At 44.0% G+C, this 23,141-nt stretch carries 19 protein-coding genes, 3 tRNA genes and 1 pseudogene; 17 read left to right on the top strand and 6 right to left on the bottom strand.

Going from position 1 to position 23,141, the window contains the following annotated elements; all coding sequences use genetic code 11:
* Nucleotides 1-101: 101 nt before the first annotated feature.
* The 3 genes and pseudogenes from miaE (KXJ80_RS15865) to KXJ80_RS15855 all read left to right on the top strand — a co-directional run.
* Nucleotides 102-224 (top strand): annotated as a pseudogene (miaE, locus tag KXJ80_RS15865) (tRNA isopentenyl-2-thiomethyl-A-37 hydroxylase MiaE); the annotation flags it as partial.
* A gap of 84 nt (nt 225-308) precedes the next feature.
* On the top strand, nt 309-1,901 hold the full coding sequence (locus tag KXJ80_RS15860) for a recombinase family protein (RefSeq protein ID WP_218738344.1): 1,593 nt from the start codon (nt 309-311) through the stop codon (nt 1,899-1,901).
* A 697-nt stretch (nt 1,902-2,598) separates the two neighbouring features.
* Nucleotides 2,599-3,570 (top strand): DUF2256 domain-containing protein, encoded by a 972-nt coding sequence (locus KXJ80_RS15855; RefSeq protein WP_218738345.1) that lies wholly within the window; start codon nt 2,599-2,601, stop codon nt 3,568-3,570.
* Between the two features lie 31 nt (nt 3,571-3,601).
* Here the strand turns inward: KXJ80_RS15855 and KXJ80_RS15850 are convergent, their stop codons facing one another.
* Nucleotides 3,602-4,153 (bottom strand): recombinase family protein, encoded by a 552-nt coding sequence (locus tag KXJ80_RS15850; protein ID WP_218738346.1) that lies wholly within the window; start codon nt 4,151-4,153, stop codon nt 3,602-3,604.
* Nucleotides 4,154-4,541: 388 nt separating this feature from the next.
* On the opposite strand from KXJ80_RS15850, the gene KXJ80_RS15845 reads away from it, so the two are divergent.
* The 4 genes from KXJ80_RS15845 to miaE (KXJ80_RS15830) all read left to right on the top strand — a co-directional run bounded on the left by KXJ80_RS15845 (nt 4,542) and on the right by miaE (KXJ80_RS15830) (nt 8,114).
* Nucleotides 4,542-5,558 carry a hypothetical protein gene (locus tag KXJ80_RS15845; RefSeq protein WP_259474464.1) on the top strand — a complete coding sequence of 339 codons (1,017 nt, stop codon included), beginning with the start codon at nt 4,542-4,544 and terminating at the stop codon, nt 5,556-5,558.
* Nucleotides 5,524-5,895 carry a hypothetical protein gene (locus KXJ80_RS15840; RefSeq protein ID WP_218738348.1) on the top strand — a complete coding sequence of 124 codons (372 nt, stop codon included), beginning with the start codon at nt 5,524-5,526 and terminating at the stop codon, nt 5,893-5,895. Before KXJ80_RS15845 ends, KXJ80_RS15840 begins: the two co-directional genes overlap by 35 nt.
* A 14-nt stretch (nt 5,896-5,909) precedes the next feature.
* Complete coding sequence (locus KXJ80_RS15835; protein ID WP_218738349.1) at nt 5,910-6,803, top strand: hypothetical protein; 894 nt, start codon at nt 5,910-5,912, stop codon at nt 6,801-6,803.
* A 339-nt stretch (nt 6,804-7,142) separates the two neighbouring features.
* Entirely contained in the window at nt 7,143-8,114 is a 972-nt protein-coding gene (miaE, locus tag KXJ80_RS15830; RefSeq protein WP_256931085.1) for a tRNA isopentenyl-2-thiomethyl-A-37 hydroxylase MiaE, read from the top strand.
* Between the two features lie 73 nt (nt 8,115-8,187).
* Here miaE (KXJ80_RS15830) and KXJ80_RS15825 read toward each other — a convergent pair whose 3' ends face one another.
* Both KXJ80_RS15825 and KXJ80_RS15820 read right to left on the bottom strand, forming a co-directional pair.
* Entirely contained in the window at nt 8,188-8,907 is a 720-nt protein-coding gene (locus KXJ80_RS15825; protein ID WP_218738350.1) for a UDP-2,3-diacylglucosamine diphosphatase, read from the bottom strand.
* Between the two features lie 9 nt (nt 8,908-8,916).
* Nucleotides 8,917-9,408, bottom strand: a complete 492-nt coding sequence (locus KXJ80_RS15820; RefSeq protein WP_011623251.1) for a peptidylprolyl isomerase — start codon at nt 9,406-9,408, stop codon at nt 8,917-8,919.
* A gap of 140 nt (nt 9,409-9,548) precedes the next feature.
* Here KXJ80_RS15820 and cysS point away from each other — a divergent pair, with 140 nt between their 5' ends.
* Nucleotides 9,549-10,928 carry a cysteine--tRNA ligase gene (gene cysS, locus KXJ80_RS15815; protein ID WP_047535621.1) on the top strand — a complete coding sequence of 460 codons (1,380 nt, stop codon included), beginning with the start codon at nt 9,549-9,551 and terminating at the stop codon, nt 10,926-10,928.
* Nucleotides 10,929-11,068: 140 nt separating this feature from the next.
* Here the strand turns inward: cysS and folD are convergent, their stop codons facing one another.
* Nucleotides 11,069-11,923 (bottom strand): bifunctional methylenetetrahydrofolate dehydrogenase/methenyltetrahydrofolate cyclohydrolase FolD, encoded by an 855-nt coding sequence (folD, locus tag KXJ80_RS15810; protein ID WP_037428154.1) that lies wholly within the window; start codon nt 11,921-11,923, stop codon nt 11,069-11,071.
* 351 nt (nt 11,924-12,274) lie between these two features.
* Here folD and KXJ80_RS15805 point away from each other — a divergent pair.
* The 9 genes from KXJ80_RS15805 to ppiD all read left to right on the top strand — a co-directional run bounded on the left by KXJ80_RS15805 (nt 12,275) and on the right by ppiD (nt 21,370).
* Nucleotides 12,275-12,351, top strand: a tRNA-Pro gene (locus KXJ80_RS15805).
* A 99-nt stretch (nt 12,352-12,450) separates the two neighbouring features.
* Nucleotides 12,451-12,527 (top strand) — tRNA-Arg (locus tag KXJ80_RS15800).
* Between the two features lie 9 nt (nt 12,528-12,536).
* Nucleotides 12,537-12,612: transfer RNA gene (locus KXJ80_RS15795), tRNA-His, on the top strand.
* A gap of 261 nt (nt 12,613-12,873) precedes the next feature.
* Complete coding sequence (tig, locus tag KXJ80_RS15790; protein ID WP_047538512.1) at nt 12,874-14,178, top strand: trigger factor; 1,305 nt, start codon at nt 12,874-12,876, stop codon at nt 14,176-14,178.
* Nucleotides 14,179-14,267: 89 nt separating this feature from the next.
* Nucleotides 14,268-14,876 (top strand): ATP-dependent Clp endopeptidase proteolytic subunit ClpP, encoded by a 609-nt coding sequence (gene clpP, locus KXJ80_RS15785; RefSeq protein ID WP_037417193.1) that lies wholly within the window; start codon nt 14,268-14,270, stop codon nt 14,874-14,876.
* Between the two features lie 99 nt (nt 14,877-14,975).
* Nucleotides 14,976-16,256, top strand: a complete 1,281-nt coding sequence (gene clpX, locus KXJ80_RS15780; protein WP_144345839.1) for an ATP-dependent protease ATP-binding subunit ClpX — start codon at nt 14,976-14,978, stop codon at nt 16,254-16,256.
* 132 nt (nt 16,257-16,388) lie between these two features.
* Nucleotides 16,389-18,746: an endopeptidase La gene (gene lon, locus KXJ80_RS15775; protein ID WP_037428151.1), complete on the top strand. Its 2,358-nt coding sequence runs from the start codon at nt 16,389-16,391 to the stop codon at nt 18,744-18,746.
* A 244-nt stretch (nt 18,747-18,990) separates the two neighbouring features.
* Entirely contained in the window at nt 18,991-19,278 is a 288-nt protein-coding gene (hupB, locus tag KXJ80_RS15770; protein ID WP_255211589.1) for a nucleoid-associated protein HU-beta, read from the top strand.
* Between the two features lie 226 nt (nt 19,279-19,504).
* Complete coding sequence (gene ppiD, locus KXJ80_RS15765) at nt 19,505-21,370, top strand: peptidylprolyl isomerase (protein ID WP_218738351.1); 1,866 nt, start codon at nt 19,505-19,507, stop codon at nt 21,368-21,370.
* Nucleotides 21,371-21,513: 143 nt separating this feature from the next.
* On the opposite strand, the gene KXJ80_RS15760 is transcribed toward ppiD, so the two are convergent.
* Together KXJ80_RS15760 and fabV are read right to left on the bottom strand one after the other, a co-directional pair.
* Nucleotides 21,514-21,726 carry a TOBE domain-containing protein gene (locus KXJ80_RS15760; RefSeq protein ID WP_037417205.1) on the bottom strand — a complete coding sequence of 71 codons (213 nt, stop codon included), beginning with the start codon at nt 21,724-21,726 and terminating at the stop codon, nt 21,514-21,516.
* A gap of 117 nt (nt 21,727-21,843) precedes the next feature.
* Nucleotides 21,844-23,046, bottom strand: a complete 1,203-nt coding sequence (gene fabV / locus KXJ80_RS15755; protein ID WP_218738352.1) for an enoyl-ACP reductase FabV — start codon at nt 23,044-23,046, stop codon at nt 21,844-21,846.
* Between the last annotated feature and the right edge of the window lie 95 nt (nt 23,047-23,141).

The raw sequence follows: 23,141 nt of genomic DNA, 5'->3' as shown, positions 1-23,141 counted from the left end.
AAAGTTCAGCTAGTCAAGTTTACTGGTGTCTAAAGCTATAGCTTGTTGATAATTACGCGTAAAATATGACGATATTTTCTTTAAGATTTTTGAGTGATCCCATGCAGCAATTACTGGCACCTGTTCATGCGTTTCTTCGTTGTGAGACGCCGCAAACTTGGATTGATGTAGCAAGAGCCTCTGCCTCGTTAGATGAACTCTTAATTGACCATTGTAATTGTGAGCAATAAGAAACAATGTACAAATGAACTTCTTGAGCCTTAGAATGTTCTCATTCGAAAGTTTTTTGTTTGTCGAGGGTATATTGAATGAGTGAGCCACAGAAGAGGCAAGCAGTCTCCTATATTAGATTCAGTAGCGATAGGCAGAAGGGAAATAGTTCTGAAGACAGGCAGAACTCCCTCCTTAGAAGATGGTTGGTTGACCATCAGGAGGAGTTTGAACTCTATAAGAAGAAATTTGAAGACCTTGGAGTAAGTGGTCGCGGAGCTCATCTTAAGCATGCTCTTGGTGAGTTGCTAACAGCGATTGAGGAAGGCTTCATTCGGTCTGATGCTGTTATCTTGGTTGAGGAAATTGACCGCATTGGTAGATTGGAGCCGCTTGAGTTCATTAGCTTAATTTCAAGTATTCTACAAAAAGGAATATCAATTATCACTTTGCAAGATGGTCAAATTTATTCCAAAGATTCTATTGGGAGCGGTAATGGCCAACTTTTTATTTTAGCTGGTAAGGTTGAGCAAGCCCACCGCTATTCAGAGTCATTATCTAAACGTATTGTAGCTAGCTATGCCAGACGCGAAACAGATGCTAAAGCTGGGAAGCCAGTCAAACGCAGAACTCCTTTTTGGCTGGACTCTGAAGGAAAATTAAAACCAAGGGAAACCGAAGCACTAAAGCAATTATTTAGCGATTATATTGACGGACTTGGCGAGCGAAAAATCAGAAGTCGGCTTATCGAAGCTTACCCCGACATTTTTATAAGAACGACCAAAGCTGGGCGTAATGTCACACTCAATCCGTCTACAGTAATAAAGTATCTGGAAAACAAAACTGCAATAGGTTACTGGGGGGAAATTCCTGACGTATATCCGAAGGCAATTGATGAAATTACTTTTTACAAAGCTCAAAAGGAGAGAGAAAGACGGCATGTTGTTGTTGGCAATCAACCTCACTCACTTTTTTTATCTGGCTTGGTTAAGTGCGCTTGCGGTGCCAATATCAGCTTTGTTCATACCTATCGCGGTAATGCTACATTCGTGAACGGTCGCTGCAATCGCAGAGGGAGAACCCCTGAACAGTGCAACAACAGAACCACTCTTCCGTTAAAGATATTTGAGTTTATCTTTGAGCACACAAAAGGTGATGGTGATGGCTGGGAGTTTATACTTAGGAATAATCAAGCAAAAGAACATGATAATGTAGAGCTAATAAGGATTGAAGGATTACTCAGTGAAAAGCTTTCCAAGCTTAGAGATTACTCTGAAATTTTTAGAGATAATCCAAGCAAGACTGTTGGAGCCTTTATTACTGACTTGGAAGCCGAGATTGAAGAGCTTCAAGATAATAAGTCTGCATTTATTACAGCAGAGTTATCAGGGTGGACTCGCAGTGATGAAAATGATTTTTATGTAGAACCTGAAGACTTGGATAAATATATTCCACAAGATAAGCAAATATTAAAGGCTAAATTAATAAAGTATGGCTTTGCAATTGTCGCATCAGGAAGGGAAATCAGCATTAACATTCCTCATCCCGTATTCTCTAATAACGGATACCGATTCCGATATGATGGGGTTGTAAGGTCTAAAGCAAACAAGCAGTATGGAAAGATGAAATTGGTGACGTTGAGCTATGAAAATGGTAATTCAGAAGGGGATGGTCAAATATTTTATCTTTGAAGGGGTCTTGCTCGCGATTAGCCTTTATCAAAAACTGTAGAACCACACAAGGGGAATGGAGCTAATTAGCTGAAATTTATAGAATATTAACCATTAAAGCATTGCTAGAATACTAGATATTTATAGTTATGCCTGGCTCGTTAACTATCTGATTAACAATAGATTAATATACTCCTTATTGACAATGTTACACATTTGCTGTAATGTCTCGCTTGTAAGTTTAAGTACTCATCTCATTTAGTGATTGGCTTATAACGCGCTCATCGCTCATATCTTTGCAAGTCCTTTTCCCTGTGTTTTCGAAGGGAATATATATTTTCAGTCACCAACTAGAACCTAGCATTATTTGTTAATGGGCAATGCTGCACGCAAGCTAAAGTTAAATTCATTTCTTGCATCATTTCACAGGCGAATATGCGGTAAGAAAGGTCATTAATTGCTTTTTTGTTGCACAGGTCTATTAGTAGCTTAAATAGCAACGGTACTGAGAACGGATTGAATAATGGGGCTGATTTGGCTTCGTAAAAATCCATTGAAACCCTTTGATGATAAGGGGTGAGAGTACTGTGCAGTTAGCTATAAATGTGTCCGAGATAATCTCCAAGATAACCTTTTCTAGTCCTTCTTTAGGTCTTTATAGGCCTTGTACATCCCCCTCCTGAAGTCAAAGAAATACCCATCAGACAAAGGAGGAATTATGCACACAATTACATGTGTTCATTGTAAAACTTCTTTTAAGGCTAAGAGAGAGGATGCTAAGTATTGTTCTGATAAGTGTCGTAAAGCCTCCAAAAGAAGTTCAACTAAAACAACAAGAAGCACTAGACCGCTTAATCATTGTAAATTCTGCGGTAAGCAAACTAAGAATGCTCATTACTGCAATCGTCAATGCCAGTCTGAACATGCTAAAAAGAAGAAGCAAAACCGAGCACTGGAAATCTTCCCAAGAACTCGATTCGGCATGTGGCTAATTAGTAATGTAAGGAGGGCTGGGACTGTTCAGATTCTTGAAGGGGTGGCGTTTCAAGACTTTGCCGATTTGCTAGAACTCTATAAAAGAGTGGCCGCAGCTAATGGAATTGGTAATCAGGATAGAACCTATGAGTTATCTCACTTATCCCCCGCCAAAGGCAAGGATTCTGTAGGGCTTCTAAGTCCATCCAATTTAACAATTGCTCTAGTGGGACTAAATCGGAAGCTTGGGAAAAAGGAGTTCGGCCACACTTGCAAAGTGCTTAAAACTGATTTGCTACAGTGTTATCGAGTACATGAGAAAATGAGTAGTAGAGAGATTATGAAGCTTATTAATAAACTTACTAAAGGGGCTTTTTATCGCTTAATTAGGGCTGAAAATCTTCAATTGCCAACAAGGTCTAAATCTAATACAACCTACATCAGGGAGCCATACCCTTTGGTTGATGTGGTTCATGAAGAGGTTGTTAGGCTAAGTAAGAGAGTAGACCTCTGTGGCACAGCTTTATGGCAAGGGCTTGATAGAATTTATGACCACTACTTTCATCGCAAGCGATTCACTAGAACTCAGAATGGTGGTTATTATGAGTTCAGGTTGACCGCAGAAGAAGCGGAAAAAATACAACGTATGATTTTGGAAAATAGGTTAGATGATTATGAAATACCTGACCCCTATTCCACAGATTCCATCTGGTAAAGACTCAAATACCGCAGTAACTATGAGGTCGCTAGGCCTCATTCTCTATATTCAGAATGGTAGCTCTACTCACTGAAAACTCCTTAGACAGCTTGAGCTTACTCTCACCATTTTTTAAACGTGTTTTCACTTCTTTTCGTTGCTCAGGGGTTAGCTTGGGAGTTCTTCCTCCGAGCTTTCCTGTGCGCTTCCTTCCAGACTGCAATCTATCCGTAATTATCGAGTGCTCAAGCTCCGCAAACACCCCTAGAAGCTGCGTAAAGGCCTTAGCCATAGGGGAGTCATTACTTGTATCAATTTGCCCGTCTAAGGTCTTTATAGAGACTCCTTTCTTGCTTAAAACGTCTACTCTAGCTAGTACCTGATTAAGGCTTCTACCTAATCGGTCAAAAGCAGTGACAACGACAATATCTCCTTCCCTTGAATAGTCGATGAGTTCATCTAACTTCTTCCAATTGTCGTCCGACTTACCTGATTGCTTTCCATGATAAATCTTCACACAACCCGCATCGGTAAGGGCTGTAATTTGAGCCTCTAATGATTGGTCTTGAGTTGATACCCTTGCATACCCAATAAGCGCCATCTTAATCACCTTGCTAGACTGTTAATAACTACATAGATATTGACAGTGTCACTTGTAGGTGTCAATAACTTTTGTTTTGATGATTTTAACAGTGTAAGATTTTGAAGGATAGTTTTTGACATGTCTCTAGGGATTTTAAAATTGTTAGCGACAATGTGTTGGTGCTATATCTGCAGGCTTATTACTTCAACATGCTTGCTGCAAAATTTTGAAGTTGGATTTTTCATGCCCAGTAGAAGGTTGGTTGCTTTTCTTCAAATCCATTGCTCTGATTGATGATTAGTGGCATGACTGGCAATTTTTTAACTAAAAGTGTGATTTTTCTTATCATTATTATAGGATATGCTGTCTTGCAATAGGTTAGATTTGAGATAAGAAAGGGACACTAGTGAGCGCGGAACTAAATCGCAAAATTGAGCTAATCATGAAGTTGTTAGAGCAGACCTCTAATAAAAATGCTGTGGTGGAGCTTCTTAAGAGTAAAAATCTGAGTTTTTCAGGAACGTGGCCTGAGTTAACCGAAAAGCGAGTAATTCCCGCTGTACAGGATAATAAGCTTAGTATCTCAGAATTAACCAACTTACTTGCTACATCTGAAGAGCATGGAAGGCAGCACGTTTTTCTATATAAATTGAAGCCTGAACTGATTGACTCGCTCACTCCTGAGGCTCTGACCCCCATTCTTCATACTCTAGGTCTCGACTCATTGCTCAAGGCTCCTGCTGTGCTGGATGAACCTGATGAGCCAACTATTTCAGATGTTCGCTGGGACTCTGATGGGGCATTGACCATCAAAGTCATTTCTAAGCGAGTTCAGAGAGAGCCTGTCGATGAAAAGCTCGATGCAGAGGGGTATATTGTTTTACGCTATAAACCCACCACATCAAGAGCGGTAAATTTGGTGAAAATAAATCCAAACGGTCTCGTTGAGGTGAGAATATCATCTAAGAGCAATTCAACGCGCTATCAAGAGGATGTTAATAATTTGCTGGGTATGTTAAAAGATATTATCCCAAGTGCGAAATTAAAGGCACATCCAATCAGTCTTTACCCTTCAAAAAACAATATATGGGAACGCAGAGAGGAATTATCGGGTATAATTAGGTTTAGCGATGCCACTCTTAAGAATGATTCTGGCTACACATTAAGGGCTGCTACTCCTGATAGGGAATCTGATTTACTGAAGGATAGTGGCGTAAGGGATAGTATGGCCAACTTCAAAGGTGGTAATGTCCATTGCGACTCAAATAACTTGTTTTTTAGTCAGAGAGAAGGCTACGACACCCCTAGTAGGGAAGTTCATGTGCTAATGACTGGCGAGTACAATGAGTTTGCGATAACTACTCACTGTAAGAGTGAGGATTATAAATATGTCCTCCAAAGAGTACTTGAATTTAATGAGTGAGAACCCAGAAAGCCGCGAAGTATTTGAACGACTTAGCGCGCTTTATGATGAACTAGGTAGAGATTCTAATCGGTTATTGCCTTTGCCGAGGATGCTCTACATGTTGTCGCTGGAGCCTTCACCGAGTACTTTTACAGTTATACAAGCTTTAGAATCTAATGGCTTTATTCGTAAAGTTATTCAGATAGAGTCTCCAGCGCTTGGCGGTCTTGCTAAATACGATTCATTGCTCGATATTCCCGAATATGTTGATGACTTTAGAACTGGCATGCGCCTCAAAGTTATGCCTGAAAACATTAAGGTTCTTTATTCGATTAGTAACAAAGTCGAACAGTAAGGAGCCTGACTGGAATGGAGTCTTTTGAATCGTTTCAACGTAATTTGACTGCTGACTTGCAGAAGGTTAAGCCAGAGGACAAGCTCCAATATCTAAAAGATAGAATTTCCCGCCTTGAACCTGAATACCGAGTCGTGGCTGAAACGTGGGCTTTATGGGCTATAGAGTTGAATATCCCCCCTGTTAAAGGCCTTCTAATTGCTGTTGCTCATGGTATTCGTACCGATGCTGTTTGGCAGAGTCAGCTAAAAGCCTCTGTAGCAAGCAAGGTAGAACGTGAGAATGTATATGTAGAGCCTATACGTTTAGGCTTTGTCGATGTTTTCCGTTTTGCTGCATGGTTTCCGTATTTTAGAAGATTAGCTATTAAATCTGCCACTACGCAATTGCGATTCCTTGCAAGAGATTATCGTAACTCCGATATAGTTATCGTAGCTCATAGCTTCGGCACTTACGTCATATCTCATTTTTTAAAGGAAAATCTAGACTTTGAAGTGAAGCGTATTTTGTTCTGTGGCTCGATAGTTCCTGAGACATATCAGTGGGAAGCATTACCCAATTTGCCTAAAGGAAAGGTTGTTATCAACGAAATCGGCACATCGGATTTTTGGCCTGTGTTTGCAAAATCTTTTACTTGGGGTTATGGAACTGCGGGAGTAAATGGCTTTCGGAGTACTTTAGTAAAGAACCGATATCATGATGTTGACCACAGCGGTTTCTTCACTGAGGAGATGTATGAAAAGTTTTGGTTACCATTCTTGATTGAGGGGGATGTTGTTGAGTCACCGCATGATGCTGAAAGGGCTGGAGTACCGTGGTGTTGGTCTGCATTTTCTTTATTTTCCTGTCAGGGATTAATTTTGCTTATCATATTGATAGCAATTCTCCTCTACATATTTTTTAGTTAATTAAGTTTTATCATTGACTTTTGCTTCTCTAAACATAGTTTTTGCAAGTTTCTTATCCATTGTTTCTGCGAGGTTTTCTTGCATGACTCAGCTAGTTTACGGATATTTATTTCACTCACTATTTAAATGGGGGAGAAGCAATAACTGGATTAGAAAAGGATACCGAGAGGAAAACGAGCGTGATAAAAAATGAGTTAGATTAGCTCAATTAAATAAATGGTTATCAATAAAATTATTCAGTTATGGTTTATCGCTGGGCGGCAGTTAAGCCTACTCACACGTCTTATGAGTAAATTAATGATACAATTGAACTGACTTTTAGTATGAGTAGTATTCAACATGTACAGTGACTTACTTAAACCTATCAAAATTTTCTTACGTTGTGAAACACCTCAAGCATGGATTGATGAAGCATTAAGACAAAAAAACCTTCAACAGCTCCTTGTAGACCACTGCAACTGTGAATGGAAAGCTGCTGCTACCGCTGGCAAGGTGCTTCGGAAGTACGCACTTGATTCTGAATCACAACTTCAACTGTCCTATGTATTTAAACCCTATGAGTTTTTTATCTTTCATTTCGGTGTTTGGACTAAAGAACTCTTTGATAAATGGTTTTTCCCTAATGGCTTGCACAATGTATCTGATAGTGAGCTAAAAGCGGCGCAGACTGCGATGTTCTTATTGAGGCGATATGCCTTGGATAAAGACAGCGGACAATCGCTATTGGCATGGGCGAAACCCTATGAGGAATTTGTTTATCATAAGGATCGCGATATCGAGCAGTTTTTGGCTCGTGATGTCAAAAAGAATGAGTTGGTAGCCAATCTACAGCCGAATCAACATGTTGCTTTTGCACAGGATCTGATCCCACCCCTGATCCGTTTGATAAAAGAAGAATTCCATCATTTTGAGCAAGTGCTGGAGCTGATGCACGCACGGCAAATCCCATATCGTAATATTCGTGCTGGGCGTTACGCAAAAGGGATGATGAGCCACGTGACCACCCATGAGAAGGATATTCTGCGGGATAAGTTGATTGTGGGTGCATACATTGAGGCGCGCTCCTGTGAGCGTTTTGCCAAATTAGCGCCTTATTTAGATGCTGAATTAAATAAGTTTTATATATCTTTATTGCGCTCAGAGGCGCGTCATTTTGAGGATTATCTTAAGCTGGCACAGTTAGTATCGACCGAGGATATCAGCGAGCGAGTTGCTTATTTTGGCGAGAGAGAAGCCGAATTGATTATGGCGCCCGATGACGAGTTTCATTTCCACAGTGGTCAACCCTTAGTTGCCCAGCGGGAAAGATAAGTAGCGGCCTCAACCATATTCAGGTATGAGGCCTTAGCGGTAGATGTGTTAATGGTGAAGACGCTATAGGTGCTTAGCTGGCGTCGAAGGGCAGGCTTTTTAGCTCCACGCCGTCGGCGCTGACCACTAACACGCTGCCTTGCTCGTACCAATCACCGACTACAATCCGTTTGCAGCCATTGTTTAATTCATGGATAGCAGGCCTATGGGTATGACCGTGGATCATCTGTTTGCTGTGGGTTTGAGCAAATAACGCATTCACCGCACTGGGTTCTACGTCCATAATCACATAGCTTTTTTGCTGATTACTGCTTTGGCTGTTACTGCGGATTTTATTGGCAATGGCTTGACGTTTTTTCTTCGGCAAACAGCTATAAAGCCAACGGGCGAAGGCAAAACTACGTAGTTTGCGAAAGCGTTGGTAGGCTTTATCTAAGGTGCACAAGCTATCGCCATGCAAAATAACCGTGTTAACGCCATAGAGATCTAAGCATTTGACTTCGGGCAACATTTGCATACCCGCAGCATCGGCAAATTGTTTGCCTAACATAAAGTCTCGATTACCGTGAATAAAGTAGATGGGCAATCTTTGGGAGACTTGTTTGAGCTTGCGCGCTAATTCGAGGGCAAAAGGTGCGGCTAAATCGTCGCCGACCCATACCTCAAAGAGATCCCCCAGAATATAGAGAGCATCTACATCATCAAGTTCGATATCGAGAAAACGATTAAAGGCTTGGGTGATATCGAGGCGATCGGCACTTAAGTGCAGATCGCCAATAAATAAGGTCCGCATCCTAGGGAATTAGGCCGCACTTACTTTTTCAATCACAACCGCTTCTAATGGCACATCTTGGTGCATGCCACGGTTACCAGTGCTGACAGCTTTGATTTTTTCAACGATGTCCATGCCTTCAACCACTTCACCAAATACGCAGTAACCCCAACCTTGCATGCTTTCAGATTTGAAATCGAGGAAGGTGTTATCGTTGACGTTGATGAAAAACTGAGCCGTCGCTGAGTGTGGATCTGAAGTACGCGCCATCGCGATAGTACCAGTACGGTTTGATAAACCGTTGTTGGCTTCGTTTTTCACTGGCTCATGGCAACGTTTTTGGCTCATTTCAGCGGTAAAACCACCGCCTTGGATCATAAAGCCGTCAATTACACGGTGGAAAATGGTGCCGTCGAAGAAACCTTCGTCAACATATTTCATAAAGTTTGCCACGGTCAGCGGGGCTTTTTCGGCGTTCAGTTGCAGTTTAATGTCGCCAAAATTAGTGTGTAATGTGATCATGTTTTCATACTCTCAGTAAATAGTGGCGCGATTCTAACTTATCTCGGATTGCGCGCAAAGTGCAGTATTCAAAACCCTCGTCAGCGTGGTAGACTGACCCCTTGATTTTACACTTGAATCTATCTTTGAAGAGAATACCGATGTTGAAGATTTACAACAGTATTACCCGCCAAAAACAGGAGTTTAAGCCTATTAATCCCGGAAAAGTTGGGATGTATGTATGTGGCGTGACCGTTTACGATCTCTGTCATATTGGCCATGGGCGTACTTTTGTTTCCTTCGATATGATTGTTCGCTACCTGCGTTACGCGGGTTATGAAGTGAATTTCCAGCGCAACATCACCGATATTGATGACAAAATCATCAAGCGTGCTAACGAAAACCAAGAAGACTGCAATACATTAACCGACCGCTTGATTGGTGAAATGCACAAGGATTTCGATGCGCTGAATATGAAACGCCCTGATTTTGAGCCGCGTGCCACACTGCACATTGCTGAAATCATCGATATGGTCGAACGTTTATTGGCCCGTGGTCATGCTTATATTGCTGCCGATGGCGATGTGCTGTTTAGTGTGGCCTCTTTTCCTGAATACGGTCGCCTATCTGGCCAGAATCTGGAGCAATTACAGGCTGGCGCACGGGTTGAGGTTGATGATAATAAGCAAAATCCAATGGATTTCGTGCTGTGGAAAATGTCGAAACCTGGCGAACCAACGTGGGAATCCCCATGGGGACCGGGTCGACCAGGCTGGCATATCGAATGTTCGGCGATGAATAGCAAGCACTTAGGTTTACATTTCGATATCCACGGTGGCGGCTCAGATTTACAGTTTCCACACCATGAGAATGAAATTGCCCAGTCTTGCTGCGCTCATGACACGCCTTATGTGAATTATTGGATGCACACTGGCATGGTGATGATCGACCGCGAAAAGATGTCTAAATCTTTAGGCAACTTCTTCACTATTCGTGATGTATTAAGTCATTACGACGCAGAAACCGTACGTTACTTCCTGCTATCGGGTCACTATCGTAGCCAAATCAACTACTCTGAAGAAAACCTCAAGCAGGCGCGTGCGGCGTTAGAGCGTTTATACACTGCGATTAAAGATGTTGACCTGACTGTAGCGCCAGCACCTGCCGAAGAGTTTGTTGCTAAGTTTAAAGCGGCAATGGACGATGACTTTAACACCCCTGAAGCCTATTCAGTGCTGTTTGATATGGTGCGTGAGATCAACCGTCTGAAACTCACTGATATGGCAGAGGCTTCTGCATTAGCCGTGTCAATGAAACAACTTGCTGATGTGCTGGGCTTACTGCATCAATCTCCCGATGCCTTCTTTAAAGGTGAGGGCAGTGACGATGAAGTTGCAGAGATTGAAGCATTGATCGTTGAACGTAACCGCGCTCGCAGTGAAAAAGATTGGCCAGCGGCTGACGTGGCGCGTAATCGTTTAAATGAGCTTGGTGTGGTCTTAGAGGATGGCCCAAGTGGCACCACTTGGCGTAAGAAATAGGCTTAATTAGCGATAGTCTTTAATCAAAAAATCTTCAGCCAATAAAAAACCTGCATTATGCAGGTTTTTTTATGCTTGCCGAACCTAGAACCTAGAACCTAGAACCTAGAACCTAGAACCTAGAACCTAGAACCTAGAACCTAGTCGTGATATTGCTCGGCGGCATACAAGGTGTTTTCTAAAAGACTGGCTATGGTCATTGGTCCCACACCGCCAGGTACAGGTGTGATAAAGCTAGCGTTTTGCGCAGCAACATCATATTGCACGTCGCCTACTAAGGTGCCATTTTCTAAGCGGTTGATACCCACATCGATAACGATGGCGCCGGGTTTAATCCATTCACCGGGGATAAAGCCAGGTTTACCCACGGCAACCACCACTAAATCGGCTTGGCGAATTTTTTGTTCGAGGTTTTTAGTAAAACGATGGCAAGTTGTGGTGGTGCAGCCCGCAAGCAGTAGCTCGAGTGTCATTGGTCGGCCGACAATGTTCGAGGCGCCAACGACAACCGCATCTAAGCCATAAGTATCGACGCCAGTGGATTTAATGAGTGTCATAATGCCCATCGGCGTGCAAGAGCGTAATACGGGAATACGCTGCGCTAAACGGCCAACGTTATATGGGTGAAAACCATCGACATCTTTATCGGGGCGAATACGCTCGATCACTTTAGAGTCTTCGATATGGGCCGGTAATGGTAACTGCACTAATATCCCATCAATGTTAGGGTCATCGTTGAGTTGATCAATCAAGGCTAAGAGTTCAGCTTCGCTGCAGCTGGTATCGAGATCGTAGGAGCGAGAAATAAATCCTACTTCTTCACAGGCTTTACGTTTACTACCAACATAAACCTGAGAGGCGGGGTCTGCTCCCACGAGAATTACGGCTAAACCTGGTACGCGTTGTCCAGCCTCTTTACGGGCGGTAACTTTTTCGCGCAGTTGAGTGCGGATGGATTGAGCAATCGCCTTGCCGTCGATTATTTGGGCTGTCATGGGTGTAGGATATCCTTTATATTGGCGATGGTTAAAACGGTAGTTAACACAGAGATTGGCAATCGCGGCTATTTTAACAGGGCGTAGCGGGTGTGTCATGGCAAATGCCGTCGTGAAATGGATAAAAAAAAGCGTATTCGACTGATAATTCAGCATCTAGCATGAACGGTTAAAAAAATCGTTGACGGGTGCAAAGTGAGGGGCTAAGATGCGCTCCGTTCTCGAGCAGATGTGTTGATTTGCTTTGAAAACTTTTTTGGTGATTAGCGCAGTCCTGTAATGAATCCTGATTTTGGATGAGCGCGGGGCTGAGGAAATGCTCTGAGTCAATGCCAAATATAGTAAGACCTTCGGTGATTAGCGCAGTCCGGTAGCGCATCTGGTTTGGGACCAGAGGGTCAGAGGTTCGAATCCTCTATCACCGACCACTTTAATTGTTATTTGCTCGAGTGTTTACATGAGCGAGTAGCATGGATAGCCAAATGCTATCCAACGCCGGTTAGGATGCAGAGTAATCTGTAGACCATGCGCCCGTAGCTCAGTTGGATAGAGCACCCGCCTTCTAAGCGGGTGGTCGCAGGTTCGAATCCTGCCGGGCGTACCAGTTTCAGTGGTGATTGTAGCTCAGTTGGTAGAGTCCCGGATTGTGATTCCGGTTGTCGTGGGTTCGAGCCCCATCAGTCACCCCATTTTTAGTACTTTGAGTACAAAATAAAAAAAGCGACCTCTGGTCGCTTTTTTTATACCCTAGATTCGGCCGTTGAGGCTCGACTCTGCACAAAACGGTGGCTATAATGTCGCGTCTTGATAGATATCAACTAACAGCGACCTGTGCCAAAAGCCAGTAGTGGTGGGCATTGTAGTCAAATTTAATGATCAAGAAACGAATACCTGAATAGTTGAAGATTCGACTATTACAAAGGACGTTAGACAAATTTCGAGGTAAAACAATGCAAGTTTCTGTTGAAGCAACCCAAGGCCTAGAGCGTCGCCTGACCATTTCTGTTCCTGCTGAACAAATTGAAAAACTGGTTAAAGACAGTTTACAACGTGAAGCTAAGCGTGCTCGTATCCCAGGTTTCCGTCCTGGCAAAGTGCCTGTTACTGTAATCAACAAACGTTATGGCGCAGCTATTCGTCAAGACATCACTGGTGAAGTGATGCAACGTAACTTTATCGAAGCGATCATCGCTGAGAAATTAAACCCAGCAGGTGCACCAACTTTCGTTCCAGGTGCAACTGACGGTGAAAAATTCGAATTCGTAGCAACTTTCGAAATCTACCCAGAAGTTGAGCTGAAAGGTTTAGATGCAATTGAAGTAGAGCAACCAAAAGCCTCTGTAACCGATGCAGATGTAGACAGCATGATCGAAACTTTACGTAAGCAACACGCGACTTTCGCCGCTGTTGAGCGTGAAGCCGCTGACGGCGACAAAGTGAAAATGAACTTTGTGGGCTCAGTTGACGGCGTTGAATTCGAAGGTGGTAAAGCTGAAGATTTCGAACTGCAATTAGGTAGTAACCGTATGATCCCAGGTTTTGAAGCGGGTATCTTAGGTCACAAAGCCGGTGAAGAGTTCGTTATCGACGTGACTTTCCCTGAAGAATATCACGCTGAAAACTTAAAAGGTAAAGCAGCTAAGTTTGCTATCACCTTAACTGAAGTATTAGCGGCTAACTTACCTGAAGTAAACGATGAGTTTGCAGCATTATTCGGTATCAGCGAAGGTGGTTTAGAAGCCCTTAAAGCTGAAATCCGTAAGAACATGAACCGTGAGCTTGAGCAAGCGTTAAAAGCTAATGTGAAAGAGCAAGTGATCGCAGGTTTATTAGCTAACAATGACATCGAACTGCCAAAAGCACTGATCGATGGTGAAGTTAACGTATTGCGTCAACAAGCGATGCAACGTTTCGGCGGTCAAACGGCGAACATGCCTGAACTGCCAGCTGAATTATTCACTGAGCAAGCTGCACGTCGCGTTAAAATCGGTCTGTTATTAGGCGAAGTGATCAAAACTAACGAGCTGAAAGCGGAAGATGAGCGTGTACAAGGCTTAATCGCTTCTATGGCTTCTGCTTATGAAGATCCAAGTGAAGTGATTGCGTATTACAACAGCAATAAAGAGCTGATGCAAAACATGCGCAACGTTGCGCTTGAAGAGCAAGCTGTTGAAGCTCTGCTTAAAACAGCCAAAGTGACCGAAAAAGAAGTCGCTTTTGAAGAATTTATGAACAAGGCTACAGGTCGCGCATAAGCTAAGCTTGACTTGATTGGCAGTTCGCCATTTATAATGGCTCGTATGAGGCTCCTCATGCGAGCCATTTTTATTTAGGGAAATGAATAATGCATAATGCGTCAGACATACAAAGTGCTTTAGTGCCTATGGTGATCGAACAGACTGCTAAGGGTGAACGCTCATTCGACATTTATTCTCGTCTGTTAAAAGAGCGGATTATCTTTTTAGTGGGTCAAGTTGAAGAGCATATGGCGAATCTGATTGTGGCGCAGTTGCTATTCCTCGAATCAGAAAGCCCAGATAAAGATATCTTTTTATATATCAACTCACCCGGTGGATCAGTCACCGCTGGCATGGCGATTTACGATACCATGCAATTTATTAAGCCTAATGTGAGTACTGTGTGTATTGGTCAAGCGGCCAGTATGGGCGCGTTTTTATTAGCTGGCGGTGAAAAGGGCAAGCGTTTCTGCTTACCTAATTCTCGCGTGATGATCCACCAACCACTGGGTGGATTCCAAGGTCAGGCTTCTGATATCGCTATTCATGCCCAAGAAATCTTAGGCATCAAGCATAAACTAAATCTGATGCTGTCAGAGCATACGGGCCAGCCACTCGAAGTAATTGAGCGTGATACTGATCGCGATAACTTCATGAGCGCTACTCAAGCTGTGGAATATGGTTTAGTTGACGCAGTGATGACTAAACGCAGCTGATTTTTACTTTTGACTGGGCTATGCTCTGTAAAGCAACGCTGAGTTTAAAGTGAACAAGTTTAAGATAAGCAGTAGAGCAGACTGCAAATGAGGTAATTAATGGGCGACAACAAAAATAATGGTGACAGCGGTAAATTGCTGTACTGCTCTTTTTGCGGTAAGAGCCAGCATGAAGTCAGAAAACTGATTGCAGGCCCATCAGTATATGTATGCGACGAATGTGTCGAGTTATGTAATGACATCATTCGTGAAGAGATTAAAGAAATCTCCCCCAAGCGTGATAATGATAAATTACCCACGCCACATGAGTTGCGTGCACATTTAGATGATTATGTCATTGGGCAGGACAGAGCTAAAAAAGTCCTTTCTGTTGCGGTATACAATCACTACAAACGTCTGAGAAATTCATCCCCTAAAGATGGGGTGGAATTGGGCAAGAGTAACATTCTGCTGATTGGTCCAACGGGCAGTGGTAAAACACTGCTGGCCGAAACGCTCGCGCGCTCATTGAATGTCCCATTTACTATGGCAGACGCTACCACCTTAACTGAAGCCGGTTATGTGGGTGAAGACGTTGAAAACATCATTCAAAAGCTGCTGCAAAAGTGCGATTACGACGTTGAGAAAGCGCAGCGTGGTATCGTGTATATCGACGAAATCGACAAGATCAGCCGTAAATCAGATAACCCATCGATTACCCGTGATGTATCGGGTGAAGGCGTGCAGCAAGCGCTGCTGAAACTTATCGAAGGTACGGTTGCCGCGGTTCCACCCCAAGGTGGTCGTAAGCATCCACAGCAAGAGTTCTTACAGGTAGATACCTCTAAGATCCTGTTTATCTGTGGTGGTGCATTTGCGGGTCTTGAAAAGGTGATTGAGCAACGTGCTCATGTTGGTTCGGGTATCGGTTTTGGTGCGCAAGTTAAAGGCGAAAAAGATAAAGCAACGATATCTGAAACCCTGTCTCAAGTTGAGCCAGGCGATTTAGTTAAATACGGCTTGATCCCCGAGTTTATCGGCCGTCTACCAGTCGTTGCTACACTAACTGAATTGGATGAAGATGCATTAGTGCAAATTCTGTCTGAGCCTAAAAATGCCTTAACTAAGCAGTACAACGCACTGTTTGAGATGGAAGGGGTCGAATTAGAGTTTCGCGAAGATGCACTTAAAGCGATTGCCCATAAAGCCATGTCACGTAAAACAGGGGCCCGTGGTTTACGCTCAATCGTAGAAGGTATCTTACTTGATACTATGTATGATATCCCATCGATAGAAGGTGTAGTGAAAGCGGTTGTCGATGAGTCAGTGGTTAATGGTGAGTCTGCACCGATTCTGATTTATGAGCGCAATGAAGCACAGGTGGCTTCTGGCGAACAATAATTGTACAGATAGCTAATAAACTGAAAATCAAGGAGTCCAATGGGCTCCTTTTTTCGTATTGACCATTGAAAGGGCCTAAACCGCCCCAATATACTCCTTAACAAATCCCTTTTATTTAAACGGAATCGAACTATGACCTTAGAGCGTGAAGCGCATATCGAACTCCCCGTGCTGCCACTGAGAGATGTGGTGGTCTATCCCCATATGGTAATTCCGTTGTTCGTTGGCCGAGAAAAATCGATTCGTTGTCTCGAAACGGCAATGGCCCAGGATAAGCAAATTATTTTAGTTGCTCAGCGTGATGCTGAGTTAGATGAGCCGACCAAAGACGATATCTTTGACGTTGGTACAGTGGCATCTATTCTGCAACTGCTGAAACTACCAGACGGTACAGTCAAAGTGCTGGTCGAAGGTGGTCGCCGCGCCCGTATTACGCGTTATACCCAAGAAGCAGATTTCTTTGTGGCTAAGGCTGAATATCTCGAATCTGAGCCTTTAGAAGACAAAGAAGAGGAAGTCTTGGTTCGTAGCGCGATTGGCCAATTTGAAGGCTATATCAAGCTCAACAAGAAGATCCCGCCAGAGGTTTTAACCTCTCTTTCAGGTATCGATGAAGCGGCGCGCCTTGCTGACACGATGGCGGCTCACATGCCGCTTAAGCTTGAGGACAAACAATCCGTCCTTGAGATGACTAATATTGGCGAACGTCTTGAATATTTAATGGCGATGATGGAGTCGGAAATTGACCTGTTACAGGTTGAAAAACGCATCCGCACCCGCGTTAAAAAGCAGATGGAAAAGAGCCAACGTGAGTACTATCTGAACGAGCAAATGAAAGCCATCCAAAAAGAATTGGGTGACTTAGACGAAGGCCATGACGAATTTGAAGTCTTAAATCGTAAGATTGAAGAAGCCAATATGCCAAGCGATGCCAAAGAAAAGGCGGTCGCTGAACTGAACAAATTACGTATGATGTCGCCGATGTCTGCCGAAGCGACCGTGGTTCGTAGCTATGTGGATTGGATGACGTCTGTGCCTTGGAGTCAACGCTCTAAAATCAAACGTGATTTAGCGAAAGCCCAAGAGGTATTGGATACTGACCACTATGGTTTGGAAAAGGTCAAAGACCGTATTCTGGAATACTTGGCGGTGCAGAGCCGTGTGCGTCAACTGAAAGGGCCAATCCTGTGTTTAGTTGGACCACCAGGTGTAGGTAAAACCTCATTGGGTCAATCGATTGCCAAGGCGACGGGTCGTAAGTATGTGCGTGTTGCCTTAGGCGGCGTGCGTGATGAAGCGGAAATTCGCGGACATCGCCGCACCTACATTGGCTCTATGCCAGGTAAAATCATCCAAAAAATGGCCAAAGTGGGCGTGAAAAACCCCTTATTCCTGCTGGATGAAATCGACAAAATGAGTTCGGACATGCGTGGCGACCCAGCATCAGCACTATTAGAGGTGCTCGATCCTGAACAAAACGCGACTTTTAACGACCATTACCTCGAAGTCGACTACGACTTATCCGATGTAATGTTCGTGGCGACCTCGAATTCGATGAATATTCCGGGGCCACTTTTAGATCGTATGGAAGTGATCCGTCTGTCGGGTTATACCGAAGATGAAAAACTCAATATCGCTAAGCAGCATTTATTGACGAAGCAAATCGAGCGTAACGGCCTTAAAGCGAATGAAATTCATATCGAAGACAGTGCGATAGTCGGCATCATCCGCTACTATACTCGTGAAGCGGGTGTGCGGGCGCTAGAACGTGAGTTGTCGAAGATTTGCCGTAAGGTCGTAAAAATGATCCTGCTGGATAAATCCATCAAGTCAGTTACAGTCACCGCGGATAATCTCAAGTCTTTCCTCGGTGTGCAGCGTTTTGACTATGGCAAGGCGGAATCGAACAACCAAATCGGTCAAGTCACAGGGTTGGCTTGGACTGAAGTGGGTGGTGATTTGCTCACCATTGAAGCGACTTCAGTGCCCGGCAAAGGCAAGTTGACCTACACTGGCTCACTTGGCGATGTGATGCAAGAGTCGATTCAAGCGGCAATGACAGTTGTTCGCGCCCGTGCGGAACAATTAGGTATCAACGGCGACTTTTATGAGAAGCGTGATATCCATGTTCACGTGCCAGAAGGGGCAACGCCTAAGGATGGTCCATCCGCAGGTGCTGCAATGTGTACTGCGCTTGTTTCTAGCCTCACTGGTAACCCTGTGCGCGCCGATGTGGCGATGACGGGTGAAATTACCTTACGCGGTGAAGTGTTACCTATCGGTGGTTTAAAAGAAAAACTGCTGGCAGCACATCGCGGTGGCATTAAATTGGTGCTTATTCCAAAAGAAAATGAGCGCGATCTGGAAGAAATTCCTGCCAATGTCATTGCCGATTTAGAAATTCGCCCTGTGCGTTGGGTCGACGAAGTGTTAAAACTGGCGCTAGAAAGACCCGTTGAAGGCTTCGAAGTGGTTAAAAACTTGGCATAACGCAAGAAAATGCGCTATGACGTTAAAAAAAATGAAAAAAGGGGCTTAACAAAGCGCAGACCTGTGGTAGCCTAGGTCAGTGGAGAGCCAGCTGCTCCAAGCCCTTGGGGCAACTGGCTTTGAGCTGTATCTAGTTTTATTTCTTTGGTTTTCGAACTCAGCTTGAACTTTGAATTCAAGCTTGTTATAAAAGCCTCCGCAGACCGCTCTAGAGACGGATTTGGTTGCGGCGCAAAAAAATTACATTCAAGGGGATGACATGAACAAATCTGAACTAATCGAGAAAATCGCTTCTGGTGCTGACATTTCTAAAGCCGCAGCCGGCCGTGCACTGGATTCTTTTATCGCAGCTGTGACTGAAGGTTTGAAAGAAGGCGATAAAATTTCTCTTGTTGGTTTTGGTACTTTTGAAGTGCGTGAGCGCGCTGAACGCACTGGCCGCAACCCACAAACGGGTGAAGAAATCAAAATCGCAGCAGCAAAGATCCCAGCTTTTAAAGCGGGTAAAGCTCTGAAAGACGCTGTCAATTAATTTTTGATATCGCAGCCTTTGTAAGGCGTTCGTAATGATAAGCACTGTTTAAACAGTGCTTTTTACGAATTGAAAGTAATGGATTTTGAAGGTCAATTTCTACCATTACTCGGGGTTTTAGCACTTACCAGTGGTAGCGTCTGAATAATCCCTATTAATTACAGAAAGGCGCATCTCAACCTGATGCGCCTTTTTATTTTGTTAATCGCAACGAGCGAGATATCTGATGTTAGAAAAGATCCGCGATGGTTCGCAAGGCGTGATTGCTAAAGGCATTCTCGTACTTGTGATTTTATCTTTTGCATTTGCAGGGGTGAGTAGCTATTTAGGCTCAACTTCCGATGTACCTGCCGCAGAAGTCAACGGTGACAAGATCACTAAAGCCGAGTTAGAACAAGCCTACCAGAGCGAACGCGCTCGTATGGAACAACAACTGGGCGAAATGTTTGCTGCCCTATCTGCGGACGAAAGATACCTAGAAAGCATTAAGCAGAGCGTTCTCGAGCGTCTAGTGGCAGACAAACTGATCGATCAAGCTGCCGCTGCGATGGGATTACGTGTTTCTGACGAACAAATTATTGCAGCGATTAAATCTGAACCCGCTTTCCAAACTGACGGTAAATTTGATAACGACCGTTATCAGGCTATTTTGCGTCAGTTAGGTTATCAGCCACAAACCTTTAGAAGCATGATGCGTGTCGATATGACTCGTCGTCAGTTAACTGCGGCGTTAGTGGGCACTGAATTTGTATTACCCGGTGAAGCTAAACAATTAGCTGAGCTGCAAGGCCAAACTCGCGACATTCGTTATTTAGTGGTGGACTCTGCGCCATACCTTGCCAATGCCTCTGTGACAGACGAGCAAGTAAAAAACTACTATGACGCCAACCAGGGCCAGTTTATGAGCCCAGAGAAGGTGAGTTTAGAATATGTTGAGTTAAACGCGGCTGATTTTGCCAAAGACAGCAAAGTGACCGAAGAAGAAGCTCAGGCTTACTACGATGAGCATAAGACACAATATGTGTCTAACGAGAAACGTTTAGCCGCGCACATTCTGATTGGCCCAGGTAGCGATGAAGCCGCTGCGAAAGCCAAGGCTGAAGATTTAGCCAAGCAGTTAGATAACGGTGCTGATTTTGCTGAGTTAGCCAAAGCCAATTCTGAAGATACCTTAAGTGCAGAGCAGGGCGGAAAATTAGACTGGTTTGAGCCCGGTGTGATGGACCCCTCATTCGATGCTGCGCTTTTTGCTCTGCAAAAAGGCCAACACTCAGCTGTCGTCAAAACAGATTTTGGTTTCCACATCATCAAACTGTTAGACGTTCAGCCTGGTACCACAGTGCCCTTTGCTGACGTTAAAACTAAGATTATTGCTCAGTTACAAGAGAAAAAAGCGGTAGATCAATTCTATAGCTTGCAGAGCAAACTGGCTGATACCAGCTACGAAGTGCCTGATACCTTAGCCGAAACTGCAAAAGTAGTGGGTGTTGAGATTAAGACAACGCCGCTATTTTCGCGTGATGATGTGCCAGCGGCATTGAACAAGCCTGATGTAGTAAAAGCAGCATTTTCAGACTCAGTGATGCGCCAAGGGCTAAATAGTGAAGTGATTGAGCTTGAGCCGAATCATGTAGTGGTTATTCGCATGAAAGAACATCACGATGCGGGCACTATGCCATTAGCCGAAGTGAAGGCCGACATCGCAGAGCGTTTAAAGCAAGATCAAGCGAACGCAGCAGCACGTGCTAAAGCAGAAGAGTTAATGGCGCAAGTGAAAGCGAGCGCTGCTGATGTGAGCTTAATCGCTAAGGCTAAATTGGGGCGTGGTGCACAGGATTTAGACGCGGCCATTGTGACTAAAACCTTCCAAATGCCAACGCCGAGTGCTGCACCTGTGGTTGATACTGTCGCTTTAGCAAATGGCTATGCTGTGATTGCACTGGACAAAGTGAACGCGGCTGAGTCTGTTAGCGATGAGTTAGTCAATGCACTAAAACAACGCCTAAATGCACAATACAGCGAAGCGGATTACCGCGGTTTGATCGAGTCACTGAAAGCGAATGCGAAAATCCATTATCCTGTAGAAGGTTAATGTTGATAAGGGATAACTCAGTCTATCCCTTATGTTTGCAAAGCAAATATAAAGTGTTTTGCTAATCAAATAGAAAAGGCCAAGTGTTTACTTGGCCTTTTTGTTTGTGCGTTATGAAACGATATGGGCGCTATTTCAGCAGCTTAATCATCCACGCCAATCATCACGCTGCTGGCTTTAATGAGTGCGTAAGCCGAATCACCCACCTTCAAGTTTAAACGCTCACAGGATGCTTTCGTCACGACGGAGGTTAACACTACGCCCGGTGCCAGTTCGATAGTGACTTCGTTGTTTACAGAGCCAATTTCGATAGCGGTAATAGTGCCACTTAGGGTATTCCGTGCACTGATCTTCATTCTTTATCCTTATTTAGTGTTGAATGGTCATGCTATTCTAGCCTATTGCCATGGGTTTGCAGCAAATAAAAACGCCACCCGAGGGTGGCGTTTAAAAGCAAGGTGTAATCTTGACGATTACAGGTCGATCACATCGAACTCAACGTACGGATTCACATCAGCGTCGTAGTCGATGCCTTCAATACCAAAGCCGAAAAGTTTAATAAACTCGGCTTTATATTCTTGATAATCGGTCAGCTCTGATAGATTTTCAGTGGTCACTTGTGGCCACAGATCACGGCAATGCTGCTGGATATCTTCACGCAATTCCCAATCGTCTAAACGCAGACGGTTATCGCTATCGGTCTCAGGTTTTGCACCATCGGCACGGAACAGACGCTCGCTGAACATGCGATAGATTTGCTCCATACAGCCTTCATGCAGACCTTCTTGGCGCATCTTCTTAAATACCATCGCAATATACAGTGGCATCACCGGGATGGCTGAGCTGGCTTGAGTGACAACGCTTTTGAGCACGGCAACGTTGGCGCTACCGCCTGTCACTGAGAGCTTATCGTTTAAGGCTTTTGCAGCACGGTCTAAGTCCATTTTGGCTTTACCTAATGCGCCATGCCAGTAGATTGGCCAAGTTAACTCAGTACCGATATAGCTATAGGCAACGGTTTTGCAGTTGTCGCTCAATACGCCAGCTTCGGCGAGCGCGTTAATCCACAATTCCCAATCTTGGCCGCCCATCACAGTGACTGTATCGGCAATTTCTTGCTCTGTCGCAGGTTCGACAGTAGCTTCGATAATGCAGTCTTTATTAGTGTCTACCGCTGTTGCAGTGTAAGTTTCACCAATTGGTTTGAGCGCAGAGCGTACTAGTTCGCCAGAATCTGGCAGTTTGCGCACAGGTGATGCTAATGAATACACCACCATATCCACTTGACCTAAATCTTGCTTGATTAGCTCAATGACTTTTTGTTTAGCTTCATGGCTAAAGGCATCGCAGTTGATGCTCTTAGAGTACAAACCTTCAGCTTTGGCAAACTTGTCGAAAGCGGCAGAGTTGTACCAGCCAGCAGTACCTGGCTTAGCTTCTGTACCTGGTTTTTCGAAGAACACACCAATAGTTGCTGCATCGCTACCAAAGGCGGCGGCAATGCGTGAAGACAGGCCATAACCACTTGATGAACCAACAACGAGGACTTTTTTAGGCCCGTTGGCGATTTTGCCCTTCGCTTTGGTTAAGGCAATTTGTTCTTGAACGTTAGCTTCGCAACCAACGGGGTGAGTAGTGGTACAAATGAATCCACGAATTTTGGGTTTGATAATCATGTTTAAGCTTCTTCTATCAAAATGACCAATAGGATAAATACTTCGGCGATTAAATGGCATCTATTTTTAGCCAATTTGCCTGAATATTTAAGTGG

This window comes from Shewanella xiamenensis (assembly GCF_024971755.1).
GTDB lineage: Bacteria > Pseudomonadota > Gammaproteobacteria > Enterobacterales > Shewanellaceae > Shewanella > Shewanella xiamenensis.
The sequence above is the reverse complement of the archived record's forward strand: the minus strand, read 5'-3'. Positions and strand labels throughout refer to the sequence as shown.